This is a genomic window from Streptomyces sp. L-9-10 (assembly GCF_004151105.1).
GTDB lineage: Bacteria > Actinomycetota > Actinomycetes > Streptomycetales > Streptomycetaceae > Streptomyces.
The window spans coordinates 315501-330511 of record NZ_PHRF01000027.1 but is presented as its reverse complement, the minus strand read 5'-3'; the positions used below and the strand labels follow the sequence as shown (position 1 = coordinate 330511).

Below are 15011 nucleotides of genomic sequence, written 5' to 3'. Positions count from 1 at the left end.
GCGTATGACCGATTGCTCACGGAGGGTCCCGCGCCTCCCCGGCGCGGGGCCCTCCCGCTGTCAACTCCACCGTCCATGCGACCGATTGATGTCTGTATGCCGCACTGAATTGACAACACAAGGTCAAATCCTGGTATCTGATCTGTTCCTACGAGTCCGATCGATGTCACTCTCTGGACGGCTCAGCGCGGGTGCATCACGCGGTGAGCCTGTTCACGGCACGCGCACAGCTCAGCACCATCGGGCGACGGTCCACCCATGGCCGCCGCTTCCCCACACAGGGCCGTTACCGACGGCCCGGCACTCTTGGAGACTGAGTGAGACTCGTAGCTTCCACCCCCCGCACGCACACCTCCCGCAAGAACGTCGTCCGTGTCGCCGCCCTGGTCGCCTCCGCCGCCATGGTGGTCGTCGGCGTCCAGTCGGGGCCGGCCGCCGCCCAGCCCGACCCCACCCGGGAGAGCGGCGCCACAGCTCTGGAGCTCAGCCCGGCCCAGCGCGTCGACGCCATCAAGTCCGCCCAGGCGGACGCCGCGAGCGAGGCCGGTGCCCTCGGCCTCGGCGCCCAGGAGAAGCTCGTCGTCCGGGACGTCATCAAGGACGCCGACGGAACCGTCCACACCCGTTACGAGCGGACCTACGCGGGCCTGCCCGTCCTCGGCGGCGACCTCGTCGTCCACGAGGCCCCGGCCGGCGCGCGCAGCGTGACCAAGGCGACCACGGCCCGAATAGCCGTGCCCTCCACCGCCGCCGAACTCCCCGCGGCCACCGCGAAGTCGAGCGCGCTGAAGGCCGCTTCGGCGGAGAAGACCGCCAAGGCCGCGGCGGACACCGCGCCCCGCAAGGTGATCTGGGCCGCGACCGGCAAGCCCGTGCTGGCCTGGGAGACCGTCGTCAAGGGCGTCCAGCCCGACGGCACTCCGAGCGAGCTGCACGTCGTCACCGACGCGGCCACCGGCAAGCAGCTCTTCACCGACGAGGCCATCGAGGCCGGCACCGGCACCGGCAAGTACAACGGCTCGGTGACGCTCGGCACCACCAAGAGCGGCACCACGTACAACCTCACCGACGGCGCTCGCGGCAGCCACAAGACGTACGACCTGAACCAGGGCACCTCGGGCACCGGCACGCTCTTCACCGACGCCGACGACGTCTGGGCCGGCGGCCGGCAGACCGCCGCCGTCGACGCGCACTACGGCGCGGCCGAGACCTGGGACTTCTTCAAGAACGTGCTGGGCCGCAACGGCATCAAGAACAACGGGGTCGGCTCCTACTCCCGCGTCCACTACGGCAACAACTACGTGAACGCGTTCTGGAGCGACAGCTGCTTCTGCATGACCTACGGCGACGGCTCGGGCAACGCCAACCCGCTGACCTCGCTGGACGTGGCCGCGCACGAGATGAGCCACGGCGTCACCGCCGCCACCGCCAACCTCACCTACAGCGGTGAGTCCGGCGGTCTCAACGAGGCGACCTCCGACATCTTCGCCACCGCGGTCGAGTTCTACTCGAACACCGCGAGCGACCCGGGCGACTACCTCATCGGCGAGAAGATCAACATCAACGGCGACGGCACGCCGCTGCGCTACCAGGACAAGCCGAGCAAGGACGGCGCCTCGAAGGACTACTGGTCGTCCACCCTGGGCAACATCGACGTCCACTACTCCTCGGGCCCGGCCAACCACTTCTTCTACCTGCTGTCCGAGGGCAGCGGCGCGAAGACGGTCAACGGCGTGAGCTACAACAGCCCCACGTACGACGGCTCCACTGTCACCGGCATCGGCCGCGACAAGGCCACGCAGATCTGGTACAAGGCGCTGACCACGTACATGACGTCCTCCACCAACTACGCGAAGGCGCGCACCGCGACGCTGAGCGCGGCGGGCGCCCTGTACGGCACGACCAGCGCCGAGTACAAGGCGGTCGGCGCCGCCTGGACCGCCATCAACGTGAAGTGACCCCCGCGGTCCGGCACGGGGTTTGAGGGAAAGCGACCGACTCGACGGGGTACGGGCCCGCGCGCTCCACGCGCGGGCCCGTACCCCGTCCGCGCCGCCCTGTCCACCGGTCGGCGCGCTCCGGGTGAGGGATCGGGACCCGCGAACTAGGGTGCGATTCATGGCCGGAGATACAGGGCGGGGGAGCGGGCAGGACGCCGCCGCGGCGCCGGACCCCCGGCGCTGGAAGGCCCTGGCCGTATGTCTGGTCGCGGGCTTCATGACGCTCCTGGACGTCTCCATCGTCAATGTGGCCCTGCCGTTGATCCGCGAAGGGCTGCGCACCCCGGTCTCCGACCTCCAATGGGTGCTGTCCGGCTACGCGCTCGCCTTCGGTCTCTTCCTGATCCCCGCCGGGCGGCTCGGCGACGCCCGGGGCCGGCGCCCGGTCTTCATGATCGGGCTCACGCTCTTCACCCTGGCCTCGGCGGCCTGCGGAGCCGCCCAGTCCAGTCTCTGGCTGGTGATCGCCCGGCTGGTGCAGGGCTTCGCCGGAGGCATCGTCACCCCCCAGATCTCCGCACTGATCCAGCAGATGTTCACCGGCCGTGAGCGGGGCCGCGCCTTCGGCATGTTCGGAATGGTGGTCGGCATCTCGACGGCCGTGGGACCGCTGCTGGGCGGTCTGATCATCCAATTGGCGGGTGCGCGGGACGGGTGGCGCTGGGTCTTCTACGTCAATCTGCCACTGGGCGTCATCTGTCTGCTGCTGGCCCGGCGGCTGCTGCCGGACACCCCGTCGGCGGCCCCCGTACGGCCACGCGATCTCGACCCCCTCGGGGTACTGCTGCTCGGCACGGGCGTGCTGGCACTGCTGCTCCCCTTCGTCCAGTCGCAGCAGTGGCACGGCGGCGAGAAGTGGCTGCTGCTGATCGTCGCCGCCGCGCTGCTGACGGGCTTCGTGAAATGGGAGTCCCGGTGCCGGCCCGGCGGCACCCAGCCGGTGCTGGACCTGCGGCTCTTCCGCGTCCGTTCCTACTGGCTGGGATGTCTGCTGATCCTGCTGTACTTCGCCGGGTTCACCACGATCTTCTTCATCAGCACCCTCTATCTCCAGAGCGGACTGCACTACTCCGCCCTGGAGGCCGGACTGGCCATCACCCCCTTCGCGGTGGGCTCCGCCGTGGCGGCGGGCATCGGAGGACGGCTGGTCAACCGCTTCGGGAGGCCGCTGGTCGTGGTCGGACTGATCATGGTGACGGCCGGTCTGGCGGCCACCGCGTTCGCCGTACACCTGGTGCCGGGACACAGCGCGGGCTGGGCGATGGCGGTGCCGCTGCTGGTGGCGGGCCTCGGCAGCGGGCTCGTCATCACACCGAACCAGACCCTGACGCTCTCCGAGGTCCCGGTGCCCATGGCAGGCAGCGCCGGAGGCACGCTCCAGACCGGTCAGCGGGTGGGCTCCGCGATCGGTATCGCCGCCGTGGGATCGGTCTTCTTCGCCCAGGTGGAACCGGACGGCTGGGCGAAGGCGTTCGACCACGGGCTGATCGTCTCGCTGGCGTTCGTGGTCGCGGCACTGCTGGTCGCCAGCGCTGACGTGGCCACGGCGCACCGGGACAGAAAGCGGGGTACGGGACCGACGCGGCCCTTCACCCACCGGGCGTCCCCACCGCCGAAAGGAGACCAGCGATGAACCGCACTCCCTCAGAGAGCCCAGAGAGCCCAGAGAGCCGAGAGAGCCCAGAGAGCCCAGAGAGCACGCAGAGCACGGAGCGCACCGAGAACACGGAGCGCAACGCGGAGTACGGAAGGAAGCCCTTCAAACGGTCGAGGAGCCATTTCGCCGACCGGATCACGGCCGACGGCCGGGACGGCTGGCCCGTCGAGTCCGGCCGCTACCGGCTCGTGGTCAGCCGCGCCTGCCCCTGGGCGAGCCGCGCCCTGATCTCGCGTCGGCTCCTCGGCCTGGAGGACGCGATCTCCCTCGCCATCGCCGACCCGATCCAGGACGACCGCGGCTGGCGCTTCACCCTGGCCCCGGACGGCCGGGACCCCGTCCTCGGCATCCGCTTCCTCGGCGAGGCGTACGACGCGCGGGAGACGGACTATCCCGGCGGGGTCAGCGTGCCCGCGATCGTGGACGTACCGAGCGGGAAACTCGTGACCAACGACTTCCAGCGGATCACCCTGGACCTCGCCACCGAATGGACGGCGCTGCACCGGCCCGGCGCGCCCGATCTCTGTCCGGAGCCGCTGCGCGACGAGATCGACGACGTCATGGAGGGGATCTACCGGGATATCAACAACGGGGTGTACCGCGCCGGGTTCGCGAACGGGCAGAGCGCCTACGAGGACGCCTACCGCGCGTTGTTCCGCCGTCTCGACCAGGTGTCGCGGCGCCTGGCGGACCGCCGCTATCTGGTGGGGGACACCCTCACCGAGGCGGACATCCGGCTGTTCACCACCCTGGTGCGCTTCGACGCCGTCTACCACGGACACTTCAAATGCAACCGGTCCAAGCTCACCGAGGACCCGGTGCTGTGGGCCTATGCGAGGGACCTGTACCAGACCCCGGGGTTCGGCGACACGGTGGACTTCGACCACATCAAGCGGCACTACTACCAGGTGCACACCGGTATCAACCCGACCGGCATCGTGCCCCTCGGCCCCGATCTGTCCGGCTGGCTGACCGCACACCACCGGGAGGAGCTGGGCGGACGGCCGTTCGGGGACGGAACACCACCGGGTCCGGTGCCGAGGAACGAGGAGGTTCCGCCGGCGGGACGCCCCTGAGAAGCCGTTCCCGGCCTCCTTCGGCTCTCCGCCGGCCCTCGTCAGCCCTCCGGCAGGGGCCGGCGCAGCAGATACAGCCCGACGAGCGCCACCAGCACCACCACGCATGCCGTGAACGTCAGCCCGGCGCCCTTCAGCCCCAGCCCGAGCGTCAGCGCGCCGACACCGACGACGGGCAGCGAGATTCCCGCGTAGGCGACGACGAACAGGGCGGAGACCGTGCCGCCCCGGTTCGCGGGCGGCGCCGCGCCGCTGACGGCGGTCATCGCCGCACGGAAGGCCAGCCCCTGGCCCAGACCGCCCAGGACCGCGCCCGTGACGAGCAGCGCCAGCGACTCCACCGCCAGCGACGTCCCCACCAGCACCAGACCGGCCACCAGCACCAGACAACCGCCCGGCAGCGCCCGGCGTACCCCCAGACGCCCCATCAGTGACTGGCCGATGGTGGAGGCGAGGAAGAGGGAGAAGACGACCGATCCCGAGACGGCCAGGTTCTCGACGTTCAGGGTCTGGGACACGAAGGACGGCGCCACCGCGGTGAACAGACCCAGCAGGGCGAAGCCCGCGAACGCGGCGAGCGCCGACGGCGCGAACACCCCACGCACCTGGGGCGGTACCACCAGCCCCTGGGGCCTCAGCCGGGGCCGCCGCGTCGGATGCGCGACGGTCTCCGGCAGAAACCAGGTGAGTACGCATGCCACGGCCAGCAGCCCGAGATGGACGATGAAGGGCAGCCGCAGCGGCCACGGCGCGTACTGCGCGAGCAGCCCGGAGAGCAGCGGGCCGCAGCCCAGGCCGCCCATGTTCGCGGCGGTGGCGGCGAGCCCCGCCCGCGCTTTCTCCTCGGGCGGGGCCAGCTCCAGCACGGTGACGGTGGCCGCGCCGCTGAGCAGCCCGGCGGAGAAGCCCGACAGCAGCCGGCCCGCGAACAGCAGCGGAAGCCCGCCCTCGAACAGGAAGCAGAAGGCGCTCCCGGCGGCCAGCGCCAGCGCGACGAGCAGCACCGGCCGCCGGCCCACCTGGTCGGAGAGGTCGCCGGCCAGCAGCAGTACGGCGATCACCCCGAGGGCGTAGACGGCGAACACGACCGTCACCATCAGCTCGGAGAAGCCGAGCTGTTGGCGGTAGAGCCCGTAGAGCGGGGTGGGCAGCGTCGTACCGGCCATACCGATGGCGAACACCGCGGCGGCCACCGGATAGCCGAGGCGGCGGCCTCCGTGCACGCGATCCGTCATACCAGCCCCGTCCTACGAGCCCCGTCCTACGAGCGTCGGGGCTCGTTCAGCAGGGCGACCAGTTGCCGTACCTCATCGAGAGGACGGGTGACGGCGGCGGCGCGCAGCGCCTCGTCCCCCGGGTTCGGGACCTCTCCGGTCCGCTTCAACAGGCTCACCAGCGCGGCGACCTCGTCCAGGGGCCGGGCGGTCGCCGCTGTCCGGAGCAGGGTCCGTATCGGCGCGTCGCCGGAGGGCGTGGGATCAAGAGGCATGGCACTGCTCCCTCTACCGGACTCCACGGGCGGCTCTCTCACCGTGAAGGGCCACCGTGCGCCAGAGGGGCGCACGCTTGGGTACATCAAATGCCCCTGTCGGACTTTTGTGCCATCCGGGACCGGCATACGAGGTCACGCGCCGTGTCACCCGGCCTCCGCGTCACCCACGTGTCCGGACAGCACACCTAGTCGATTGGACGGCCGCCGGTGCCCCTGGTGAGGTCGTCGGTCAGGGAGGGGGCGGGCTGGGGGACCTCGCCGAAGTCCTCGTCCGCGCTGTCGACCCGGAGCCGGTTGATCACGGCCTCCAGCGCGGCCGGCAGCGTGGGGTGACGGCCGTGGTGGCACTGGCTGAGCAGATCGTGCCGGACCGTCTCGGGGAGCAGCGAGGAGAGCGCGGGCGGTGCCACGGGCCGCCCCGACCCGGGCAGATGCCGGGACTGACGGCGCCAGTACGCCGCGTCCTTGAACTCGGCCCGCTGCTGATGGGCGAGGAAGAGGCAGAAGGCCGCGGTGCGATTGCCGCCTCCGGCGGCGAACTGCCACCAGAATTGGGCCGCGTCACGGTGCCCGGTCAGATGCAGGAGCGCGGCGAAGACGACGGCGCCCTCGGGATCGATACGGTCATGGTCCACCAGCCGGCCCAGACTGGCCGCCGCCTCGGGCGCGTTCAGGACGAGGGCGACGGCGAGGCTCAGGTCATGGGCGGCCTGTTCGTGGGCCGACGGGTAACGAAGCGGTGCCGCACCCGGGTCCGTACGGCACGCCGCCGCCCGCACCGTCCGCCGCGCCCCGGCCCGGCTCCGCGCCGCCGCGGTGTCGTAGTCGTCATAGGTGTCGCCGAGGACTTCCGCGTCCTCCAGCAGCGCGTCGATGGGTCCGGGGTCGGGTTCGCGGGCGTGGCGCACGGCCTACTCCTCCCTCTCGGGCGCTCGTACGTCGAGGTCCCTGGCCAGGCGTCTGCGGGCGTGCCGTACATGGGACCGTACGGTGGCGACTTCGATGCCCATGTACTCGGCGACCTCCTCGTCCGGGATCTGGAGGGCGTAGCGCAGCACGACCACGTCGTACTGCCGCTCGGGAAGCCGGGAGATGGCCCTGTAGAGCCCGATCTCCCGTTGCAGCACGTCGAATTGATCACGCTTCTCGTGGTCGAGGAGCTTGCGGACCGCCGCGTGGAAGGCGGCGGTGTCGACCAGCGCCGGTTCCATGTCGTGGTCGTCCAGCCACCACGCCACCTCCTCCTTGAGGAGCGCCCACGCGTACCGCGCCACCGATTCCTGCGTCAGCACATGCGGCCAGTGCTCCAGGAGCCGGGCGCAGGTGGCGTCGACCACTGTCTCGGCGGCGTCCCGACCGCCCACCTGGGTATGGGCGTAGCGCAGCCACAGGGTGTGGTGGCGCGCGTCGAACGCGTCGAAGGTCAGCGCCAGCCGGTGGACCGTCCCGTCGGGGGAGACCGGAGGGCCGTGGTCGTCCAGATCCTGGGCGCCCTGGGAGACGCGGACCACCGGACGTTCCGGATCGACCTGCACGCGTGCCCCGTTCACTGGACACCGCGCCGCTCCACGGCGGAGGGCGTCGGTGCGAGAGGTGTGCCTCTCTCATCTGTCAGCCAACCGGACGAGCGCCCTCGATGTGCGGGACGCTCCCGGCGTTTCCTCACGGACAGCCATCATATGATTACTGGGCCGAAAGGTGGGCGGTGTTTCCGGATCATTCCGTCGCGCCGTGCACCGGAGCCGTCTCCATCTGGCCTGCCCGTGGGGAGAGTTGGGCCATCTCGTACGGTTGTCCGCATGCGGCGGTGGGAAGTCACCGACTGTTATCCGGCGATGAGGACGGGGGTCGCGCGATGGGCGACAACGGTGCGGTGGATCTTGAACTGGACCGGGCGCATTCCGCCCGTATGTACGACTACTATCTGGGCGGGACGACCAACTTTCCCGCGGACCGTGAGGCCGCCGCGAGGGCCATCTCCGCCTTCCCCTCCATTCTCTCCACCGCCCGGATCAACCGGCGCTTCATGCACCGCTCCGTCCGCTTCCTCGCGCGGCAGGGCATGCGGCAGTTCCTCGACATCGGCACCGGAATCCCCACTTCTCCGAACCTTCACGAGGTCGCGCAGCGGGAGGTCCCGGAGGCACACGTCGTCTACACGGACAACGATCCGATCGTGCTGGCCCACGCCCGCGCGCTGCTGCACAGCCACCCCGCGGGGCGCACCGCGTACGCGGAGGCCGATGTCACCGCCCCCGAGGCCCTGTTGGCCGCCGAGGAGATACGCGCGACGCTCGACTTCACCCGCCCCATAGCGCTCAGCCTCAACGCGCTGCTCCACTTCGTCACCGACGAGCACGACGCCCATGACATCGTCGAACGCCTCAAGTCCGCGCTGCCGTCCGGCTCCACGCTCGCCATCGCACATGTCACCACCGAGTTCGACCCGGAGGGCATCGCGCGGCTCACCACCGCCTACCGCGCCGCGGGCACGCCGGGACAGGCGCGCACCCGCGAGGAGATCGCCCGGTTCTTCGCCGGCTGGCGGCTCATCGAGCCGGGGATCACGCCCTCGCACGCGTGGCGCCCCGACCCCGAGGAGCAGAGCGGGAGCGTCAGCAACAAGGAAGCCGCCTGCTACGTCGGAGTGGCGCGCAAACCCTGACCGCCCCGAACGCACACCCTGACCACCCGAAACACACACCCTGACCGCCGAAAAGAAGAAGCGGCCGGTGCCCGGGGCGGGGCACCGGCCGCTCTTCCGCCGCGCGGCTACGCGGCGGTCGGTGAGCCGGCCGCGGGGCCGACAAGTTCCTCCAGGACGTCTTCCATGGTGACGAAGCCGATGACGGTCCCCTTGTCGCCGCTGACGGCGGCGAGGTGCGTACCGGCGGCGCGCATGGCCGTCATGGTGTCGTCGAGCGGGGTGTCGATCTCGACCCTGATCACCGTGTGCAGCGCGGAGCGCGGGAACGGCCGGGTCCGCTCCCCGGCACCGAGGGCGTCCTTGATGTGCAGATAGCCGAGGATCGTGTTGTCGGGTCCGGTGACCGGCAGCCGCGAGAAGCCGGAGGACGCCGCGGTGCGCTCCAACTGCTGCGGGGTGACCTGGTGGTCGACGGTGATCACCCGGTTGAGCGGGACCATCACCTCACCCACCGGACGCGTGCCCAGCTCCAGGGCGTCGCGCAGCCGCTCGCCGTCCGCGGGGTCCAGCAGTCCCGCCTCGCTGGAGTCCTTGACCAGACGGGCGAGTTCGTCGTCGGTGAAGACCGACGCGACCTCGTCCTTGGGCTCGACCTTCAGCAGCCGCAGGATGGCGTTGGCGAGCGCGTTGATACCGAAGATCACCGGGCGCAGCGCCCGGGTCAGCCCGACCAGGGCGGGCCCCAGCGCGAGCGCGGTCGGAGCCGGCGCGGCCAGCGCGATGTTCTTGGGCACCATCTCGCCGATCAGCATGTGCAGATACGTCGCCAGGGTCAGCGCGATCACGAACGCGATCGGGTGGATCAGCGCACCCGGCACACCGATCGCCTCGAACGGCGGCTCCAGCAGATGGGCGATCGCCGGTTCGGCGACGGCGCCCAGCACCAACGAGGAGATGGTGATGCCCAGTTGGGCCGTGGCCATGGCCGCGGACAGATGCTCCAGGCCCCACAGGGTGGTCTTGGCCCGGAGGCTGCCCTTGATCGCCAGGGGCTCGATCTGGCTGCGCCGTACGGAGATCAGGGCGAACTCGGCGCCGACGAAGAACGCGTTGGTGAACAGGGTGAACACGCCGATGGCGAGTTGCAGGCCGGTCATCGCTTGTCCTCCGCGAGCTGGGTGGCCAGTGCGGGCGCGGTGATCCCGACCCGGTCGGCCCGGTGGTGCTCGATCCGCAGGACCGCGAACCGCCAGCCCTCGATCTCCAGCGTGTCGGTCAGGACGGGCAGCCGCCCCAGCCGGGTCGCGAGCAGCCCGGCGAGCGTCTCGTACGGCCCCTCCGGTGCGTCGAAGCCGATCTCCGCGAGCTGGTCGAGACGGACACTGCCGTCCGCCTCCCATACGCGGCGGCCGTCGGCGGCCGGCCGGCCCGGTGCCAGGTCGGGGGTCTCGTCCGGGTCGTGCTCGTCGCGTACCTCGCCGACGACCTCTTCGACGATGTCCTCGACGGTGGCGACGCCCGCGGTGCCGCCGTACTCGTCTATGACCACGGCCATCGTCCGTGACTCGCGCAGGCGCCGCAGCAGCCGGTCCACCGGAAGGGAGTCCGGGACGAGCAGCGGGCTGGTGGCCAGCTCGGTCACGAGGGTGTCGCCGCGCCTGTTCTCGTCCAGCGCGAGGACATCGCGGATATGGATGGTGCCGATCACCTCGTCGAGGCTGTCGCGGTAGACCGGGAACCGGGACAGGCCGGTCGCCAGCGTCAGGTTCGCCGCGTCCGCGGCGGTGGCGTGGGCCTCCAGGGCCCGTACGTCCACGCGCGGCGTCATCACGTTCTCCGCGGTCAGGTCCGCCAGATGCAGGGTCCGTACGAACAGCTCGGCGGAGTCCGCCTCTATGGCGCCCTCCCGGGCCGAGTGCCGCGCCAGGGCGACCAGCTCCTCGGGGGTACGGGCGGAGGCCAGCTCTTCGGCGGGCTCCAGCCCGAAGCGGCGCACCAGACGGTTCGCGGTGTTGTTGAGATGCCTGATCAGCGGGGTGAAGGCGGCGGTGAAGCCGCGCTGCGGCCCCGCCACGACCTTGGCGACCGCGAGCGGGTTGGAGATCGCCCAGTTCTTGGGGACCAGTTCGCCGATGACCATCAGTACGACGGTGGACAGGGCGACGCCCAGCAGGGTGGCGACGGTGGACACCGCGCCCGCCGGCAGGCCGACCGCCTCCAGCGGGCCGCGCAGGAGCAGGGCCAGGGACGGTTCCGCGAGCATGCCGATGACCAGCGAGGTCACCGTGATGCCCAGCTGGGCGCCGGAGAGCTGGAAGGTCAGCCGCTTGACCGCCGCCAGCGCGCTGGCGGCGCCGCGCTCACCAGCGGCGGCGGCACGCTCCAGCTCGCCGCGCTCGATGGTCGTCAGGGAGAACTCGGCCGCTACGAACACCGCACAAGCGAGCGTGAGCGCGAGAGCGAGGAGCAGCAGAAGCAGCTCGGTCACCGTGCCACCTCCGTTCCATCGCTCGACGGGACGGGGACGGCACGGCTCGTACTGGGAGGCTCACCCATTGCGGGACCGCAGCTCCTTCTTGGTCAGGTAGGTGGTGAAGGGCGGAGTGGACACCCCGCCCAGCAATAGTAAAGGATTCGCAAAGAAGTGCAATGCCGTGTCCGGCTCACGCCATCGCCCGGATTACCGGACGGCGCCGAAGTCCTTGCCGACGGTGAGTGTCACCACGCCCGGGGCGGCCGTCGCGTCCTCCCGGGCGACGCTGCCCGGCAGCCGTGAGGCCAGTACCTCGGCCGGTCCCGCCTGGTCCTGCGGATAACCGACCGTGGTCTTCTTGGTGTCCTCCGGCGCGTTGCCGACACCGACGACCGTGAATCCCACCGACCGCAGTGTCTCCGCGACCGACGCGGCCCGCCCCCTCGTGCCGGAGCCGTTGAGGACCTGGACCCGCACCGTATGGGCGTAGACCGGGTTCTTCGCGTCGGCTTCCAGTTTCTCCTTGTCGACCTCGTCGTCCTTCGCCAGGGCGGCGAACAACTCCGCCGCCTGCGGGTACTGCCAGACGACGTTCGCCTTGTCGGCCGGCGCGTCCGCCTCCCGCGCGTAGTTCGGCACCGTGAGGAACGTCAGCCGGTCGGTGGGGATTCCCTTGACCTCGGACGCGAGGCCGGAGAGGGGCTTGATGCCCGCCAGCGCCTTGTCCGTGGTCAGCGACTTGGTCGCCGAGTCCAGGAAACCGTACAGCGCGTTCGGGCTGGTCAGTTTCTCCTGGGCCTTGGCCGCCAGGGCCTCCATGAACTCCTGCTGGCGGCCGATGCGCCCCAGATCCGAGCCGTCCCCGACGCTGTAGCGCGTACGGACGTATCCGAGGGCCGCCTCGTCCCTGACCGTCTGGCACCCGGCGTCCAGGTCGAGATGGGCCTTCTTGTCGTGGATGGCGGTCTCGGGGCAGACCTCGATGCCGTCCAGCGCGTTGACCATGCCCTTGAAGCCCTGGAAATCGACGGACATGAAGTGGTCCATGCGCAGGCCGGTGTTCTGTTCCACCGTCCTGATGGTGCAGGCGGCGGCGCCGGACACCTCGCCGGTCGTACCGCCGATGGCGAACGCCTCATTGATCTTGAACTTGTGGGGCGCGGACTTGCTGCCGTCCCCCTTGTCGCACGCCGGTATGTCCACCCACGAGTCGCGGGGAAGCGACACGACCGTGGCCCACTTACGGTCGGCGGACACATGCAGGACCATCAGCGTGTCCGACTGCATGGTGGTCAGGCCCTCGCCGTACTTCGCGTTGTCGCCGCCTCGTGAGTCGGACCCCACCACGAGGATGTTCTTGGACCCCGGGCTCAGATTGACCGGCCGGTCGCCGCCGATCCTGTTGTCCACGTCGGCGGAGTGGATATTGCCGTTGAGGTCCTGGTAGATCCAGGCCGCCGCACCCGATACGCCGATGAGCGCCACGGCCAGTGCCCCGCCCGACCACACGGCTATTCGGCCCCGCCGGGTCAGCCTGGTCCTGCCCGCCCGCCGGCCGCCGCGATGCCCCCCACCCGCCGAATGCCCCCGCCGCCCGCTGGATTCCCTGCCCACGCTGATCCTCCGTGCCCGTCGCCGGCCGCCGTCCGTCCGGACAGGCCGGTCATCGCCCCGTGCGACAGATGCACTCTACTTTCTCTACAAACTTGTAGAAAGAACTGGGGCATCCTCGCCGACTCCGCACGGCGCACCTTCGCGACAGGCAAACTTCTACAGTGTTGTAGATTTACGATCGTGCCATACGGCACCGCGTGGCACCGGAACGTCCGGCGTGCCCGGTGCCCGGGACGGAAGACGTGCCCGGTTCCGGGACGGAAGAAGGGAAGCAATATGGGTGTGAGCCTCGCCAAAGGCGGCAACGTCTCGCTGAGCAAGGAGGCTCCCGGTCTGACCGCCGTGCTGGTCGGCCTCGGCTGGGACGTACGGACCACCACCGGCGCCGATCACGACCTGGATGCCAGCGCCCTGCTGGTCGACGGCTCCGGCAAGGTCGGCTCCGACCGGCACTTCGTCTTCTACAACAACCTGACCAGCCCGGACGGTTCGGTCGAGCACACCGGGGACAACCTCACCGGTGAGGGCGAGGGCGACGACGAGACGGTCAAGGTCGATCTGGCCGCCGTGCCCGCCGATATCACCAAGATCGTCTTTCCGGTGTCGATCCATGACGCGGAGTCCCGCGGCCAGTCCTTCGGCCAGGTCCGCAACGCGTACATCCGGGTGATCAACCAGGCGGGCGGGGCCGAGCTGGCGCGCTACGACCTCAGCGAGGACGCCTCGACCGAGACCGCGATGATCTTCGGCGAGCTGTACCGCAACGGCGCCGAGTGGAAGTTCCGCGCCATCGGCCAGGGGTACGCCTCCGGCCTCGCCGGTATCGCCTCCGACTACGGCGTCAACGTCTGACGTCCGTCCCCGTACCCGCGTGTATCCGCGTACCGACCCGCGCGTCCGACCCCCACGCCCCCCAGGAGCGAACGATGAGCGTCAACCTTGCCAAGGGCCAGCAGATCAGCCTGACCAAGTCCGGCGGAGGTGAACTCACCGTCGTCCGCATGGGCCTCGGCTGGCAGGCGGCCCGCAAGGGCTTCCTCGCCCGGCTGACCGCCCGCGAGATCGACCTGGACGCGTCGGCGCTGCTCTTCGCCGGCAAGGAGGCCGTGGATGTCGTCTTCTTCCAGCATCTGACCAGCGACGACGGTTCGGTGCGGCACACCGGCGACAACCGGGTCGGCGGCGCGGGACAGGGCGGTGACGACGAGTCGATCGTCGTGGACCTCCAGCGCGTCCCCGTCCATGTCGACCAGATCGTCTTCACCGTCAACTCCTTCACCGGCCAGACCTTCGAAGAGGTCGACAACGCCTTCTGCCGGCTGGTCGACGAGACCAACGGCCAGGAACTGGCCCGCTACACACTCACCGGCGGTGGCAAGCACACCGCGCAGGTCATGGCCAAGGTGTACCGCTCCGGTGGTGGCTGGCAGATGTCCGCCATCGGCACCCCCGCCGAGGGACGTACGTTCCAGGACCTCATGCCGGCCGTGGTCCCCCACCTTTAGACCACGTCCGCACCCCTCACCCCCGCCGCACTCACTTTCCGCTCTCACTTTCCAGGAGACTCCACGTGGCCCTGTGGGACCGCATCAAGGATTCCGCCGCGTCGATGCAGACGCAGCTGAACGCGAAGAAGAACGACCTCAAGAGCGGCGCCTTCCGTGACGCCAGCATGGCGATGTGCGCGCTGGTCGCGGCGGCCGACGGCTCCATCGACCCGTCCGAGCGCCAGCGCGTCGCCTCGCTGATCATGACCAACGACGTACTGCAGAACTTCCCCGCGGACGATCTGCAGACGCGCTTCAACGACTACTGCCAGAAGCTGACCGCCGACTTCGACTTCGGCAAGGTCGGCGTCCTGCAGACCATCGGCAAGGTCGCCAAGAAGCCCACCGAGGCCCGCGCGGTCATCCAGATCGGCATCGTCATCGGCGGCGCGGACGGCGACTTCGACGAGAGCGAGCGCGCCGTCGTCCGCGAGGCCTGTTTCGCGGTCGGCATCGCGCCGGGCGAGTTCGACCTCTGACGGTTCCGACGGTCATGAGCAGGGGC

General features: G+C 70.1%; 14 protein-coding genes. 7 read left to right on the top strand and 7 right to left on the bottom strand.

Translation table 11 applies throughout. The features are described 5' to 3' along the window. The first annotated feature begins 401 nt into the window (after positions 1–401). The 3 genes from CU044_RS07645 to CU044_RS07635 all read left to right on the top strand — a co-directional run bounded on the left by CU044_RS07645 (position 402) and on the right by CU044_RS07635 (position 4733). Positions 402–1958, top strand: a complete 1557-nt coding sequence (locus tag CU044_RS07645; RefSeq protein ID WP_129767769.1) for a M4 family metallopeptidase — start codon at positions 402–404, stop codon at positions 1956–1958. A 160-nt stretch (positions 1959–2118) separates the two neighbouring features. Then, a complete protein-coding gene (locus CU044_RS07640) occupies positions 2119–3633 on the top strand; it encodes an MFS transporter (RefSeq protein ID WP_129767675.1) in 1515 nt (504 codons plus the stop codon). Then, positions 3630–4733, top strand: coding sequence for a glutathione S-transferase C-terminal domain-containing protein (locus tag CU044_RS07635; protein ID WP_129767674.1), 1104 nt, complete (start codon positions 3630–3632; stop codon positions 4731–4733). Before CU044_RS07640 ends, CU044_RS07635 begins: the two co-directional genes overlap by 4 nt. Positions 4734–4774: 41 nt before the next feature. Here the strand turns inward: CU044_RS07635 and CU044_RS07630 are convergent, their stop codons facing one another. The 4 genes from CU044_RS07630 to CU044_RS07615 all read right to left on the bottom strand — a co-directional run bounded on the left by CU044_RS07630 (position 4775) and on the right by CU044_RS07615 (position 7775). Next, on the bottom strand, positions 4775–5968 hold the full coding sequence (locus tag CU044_RS07630) for an MFS transporter (RefSeq protein ID WP_129767673.1): 1194 nt from the start codon (positions 5966–5968) through the stop codon (positions 4775–4777). A gap of 26 nt (positions 5969–5994) precedes the next feature. Continuing rightward, positions 5995–6222, bottom strand: coding sequence for a hypothetical protein (locus CU044_RS07625; RefSeq protein ID WP_129767672.1), 228 nt, complete (start codon positions 6220–6222; stop codon positions 5995–5997). A 188-nt stretch (positions 6223–6410) separates the two neighbouring features. Then, positions 6411–7133: a hypothetical protein gene (locus CU044_RS07620; RefSeq protein WP_129767671.1), complete on the bottom strand. Its 723-nt coding sequence runs from the start codon at positions 7131–7133 to the stop codon at positions 6411–6413. 3 nt (positions 7134–7136) lie between these two features. Beyond that, positions 7137–7775: a sigma factor-like helix-turn-helix DNA-binding protein gene (locus CU044_RS07615; RefSeq protein WP_240045409.1), complete on the bottom strand. Its 639-nt coding sequence runs from the start codon at positions 7773–7775 to the stop codon at positions 7137–7139. 305 nt (positions 7776–8080) lie between these two features. Here CU044_RS07615 and CU044_RS07610 point away from each other — a divergent pair, with 305 nt between their 5' ends. Beyond that, positions 8081–8890 carry an SAM-dependent methyltransferase gene (locus tag CU044_RS07610; protein WP_129767670.1) on the top strand — a complete coding sequence of 270 codons (810 nt, stop codon included), beginning with the start codon at positions 8081–8083 and terminating at the stop codon, positions 8888–8890. 107 nt (positions 8891–8997) lie between these two features. Here the strand turns inward: CU044_RS07610 and CU044_RS07605 are convergent, their stop codons facing one another. From CU044_RS07605 to CU044_RS07595, 3 genes are all read right to left on the bottom strand, one after another. Further along, a complete protein-coding gene (locus CU044_RS07605) occupies positions 8998–10029 on the bottom strand; it encodes a hemolysin family protein (RefSeq protein WP_129767669.1) in 1032 nt (343 codons plus the stop codon). Further along, positions 10026–11360 (bottom strand): hemolysin family protein, encoded by a 1335-nt coding sequence (locus CU044_RS07600; protein ID WP_129767668.1) that lies wholly within the window; start codon positions 11358–11360, stop codon positions 10026–10028. The genes CU044_RS07605 and CU044_RS07600 overlap by 4 nt, the downstream gene beginning before the upstream one ends. 192 nt (positions 11361–11552) lie before the next feature. Then, complete coding sequence (locus CU044_RS07595) at positions 11553–12854, bottom strand: LCP family protein (RefSeq protein ID WP_240045426.1); 1302 nt, start codon at positions 12852–12854, stop codon at positions 11553–11555. Positions 12855–13235: 381 nt separating this feature from the next. Here CU044_RS07595 and CU044_RS07590 point away from each other — a divergent pair, with 381 nt between their 5' ends. The 3 genes from CU044_RS07590 (at position 13236) to CU044_RS07580 (ending at position 14985) form a co-directional block, all read left to right on the top strand. Then, the gene (locus CU044_RS07590) at positions 13236–13811 is read left to right on the top strand and encodes a TerD family protein (protein WP_129767667.1); all 576 of its coding nucleotides are present in this window, start codon (positions 13236–13238) and stop codon (positions 13809–13811) included. 74 nt (positions 13812–13885) lie between these two features. Further along, positions 13886–14464, top strand: coding sequence for a TerD family protein (locus CU044_RS07585; RefSeq protein WP_129767666.1), 579 nt, complete (start codon positions 13886–13888; stop codon positions 14462–14464). 65 nt (positions 14465–14529) lie between these two features. After that, positions 14530–14985, top strand: coding sequence for a TerB family tellurite resistance protein (locus CU044_RS07580; protein ID WP_129767665.1), 456 nt, complete (start codon positions 14530–14532; stop codon positions 14983–14985). Positions 14986–15011 lie beyond the last annotated feature (26 nt).

Coding starts and splice junctions, on each gene's coding strand:
- CU044_RS07645 (WP_129767769.1), top strand. CDS start 402: ATGGTGGTCGTCGGCGTCCAGTCGGGGCCGGCCGCCGCCCAGCCCGAC.
- CU044_RS07640 (WP_129767675.1), top strand. CDS start 2,119: ATGGCCGGAGATACAGGGCGGGGGAGCGGGCAGGACGCCGCCGCGGCG.
- CU044_RS07635 (WP_129767674.1), top strand. CDS start 3,630: ATGAACCGCACTCCCTCAGAGAGCCCAGAGAGCCCAGAGAGCCGAGAG.
- CU044_RS07630 (WP_129767673.1), bottom strand. CDS start 5,968: ATGACGGATCGCGTGCACGGAGGCCGCCGCCTCGGCTATCCGGTGGCC.
- CU044_RS07625 (WP_129767672.1), bottom strand. CDS start 6,222: ATGCCTCTTGATCCCACGCCCTCCGGCGACGCGCCGATACGGACCCTG.
- CU044_RS07610 (WP_129767670.1), top strand. CDS start 8,081: ATGGGCGACAACGGTGCGGTGGATCTTGAACTGGACCGGGCGCATTCC.
- CU044_RS07605 (WP_129767669.1), bottom strand. CDS start 10,029: ATGACCGGCCTGCAACTCGCCATCGGCGTGTTCACCCTGTTCACCAAC.
- CU044_RS07590 (WP_129767667.1), top strand. CDS start 13,236: ATGGGTGTGAGCCTCGCCAAAGGCGGCAACGTCTCGCTGAGCAAGGAG.
- CU044_RS07585 (WP_129767666.1), top strand. CDS start 13,886: ATGAGCGTCAACCTTGCCAAGGGCCAGCAGATCAGCCTGACCAAGTCC.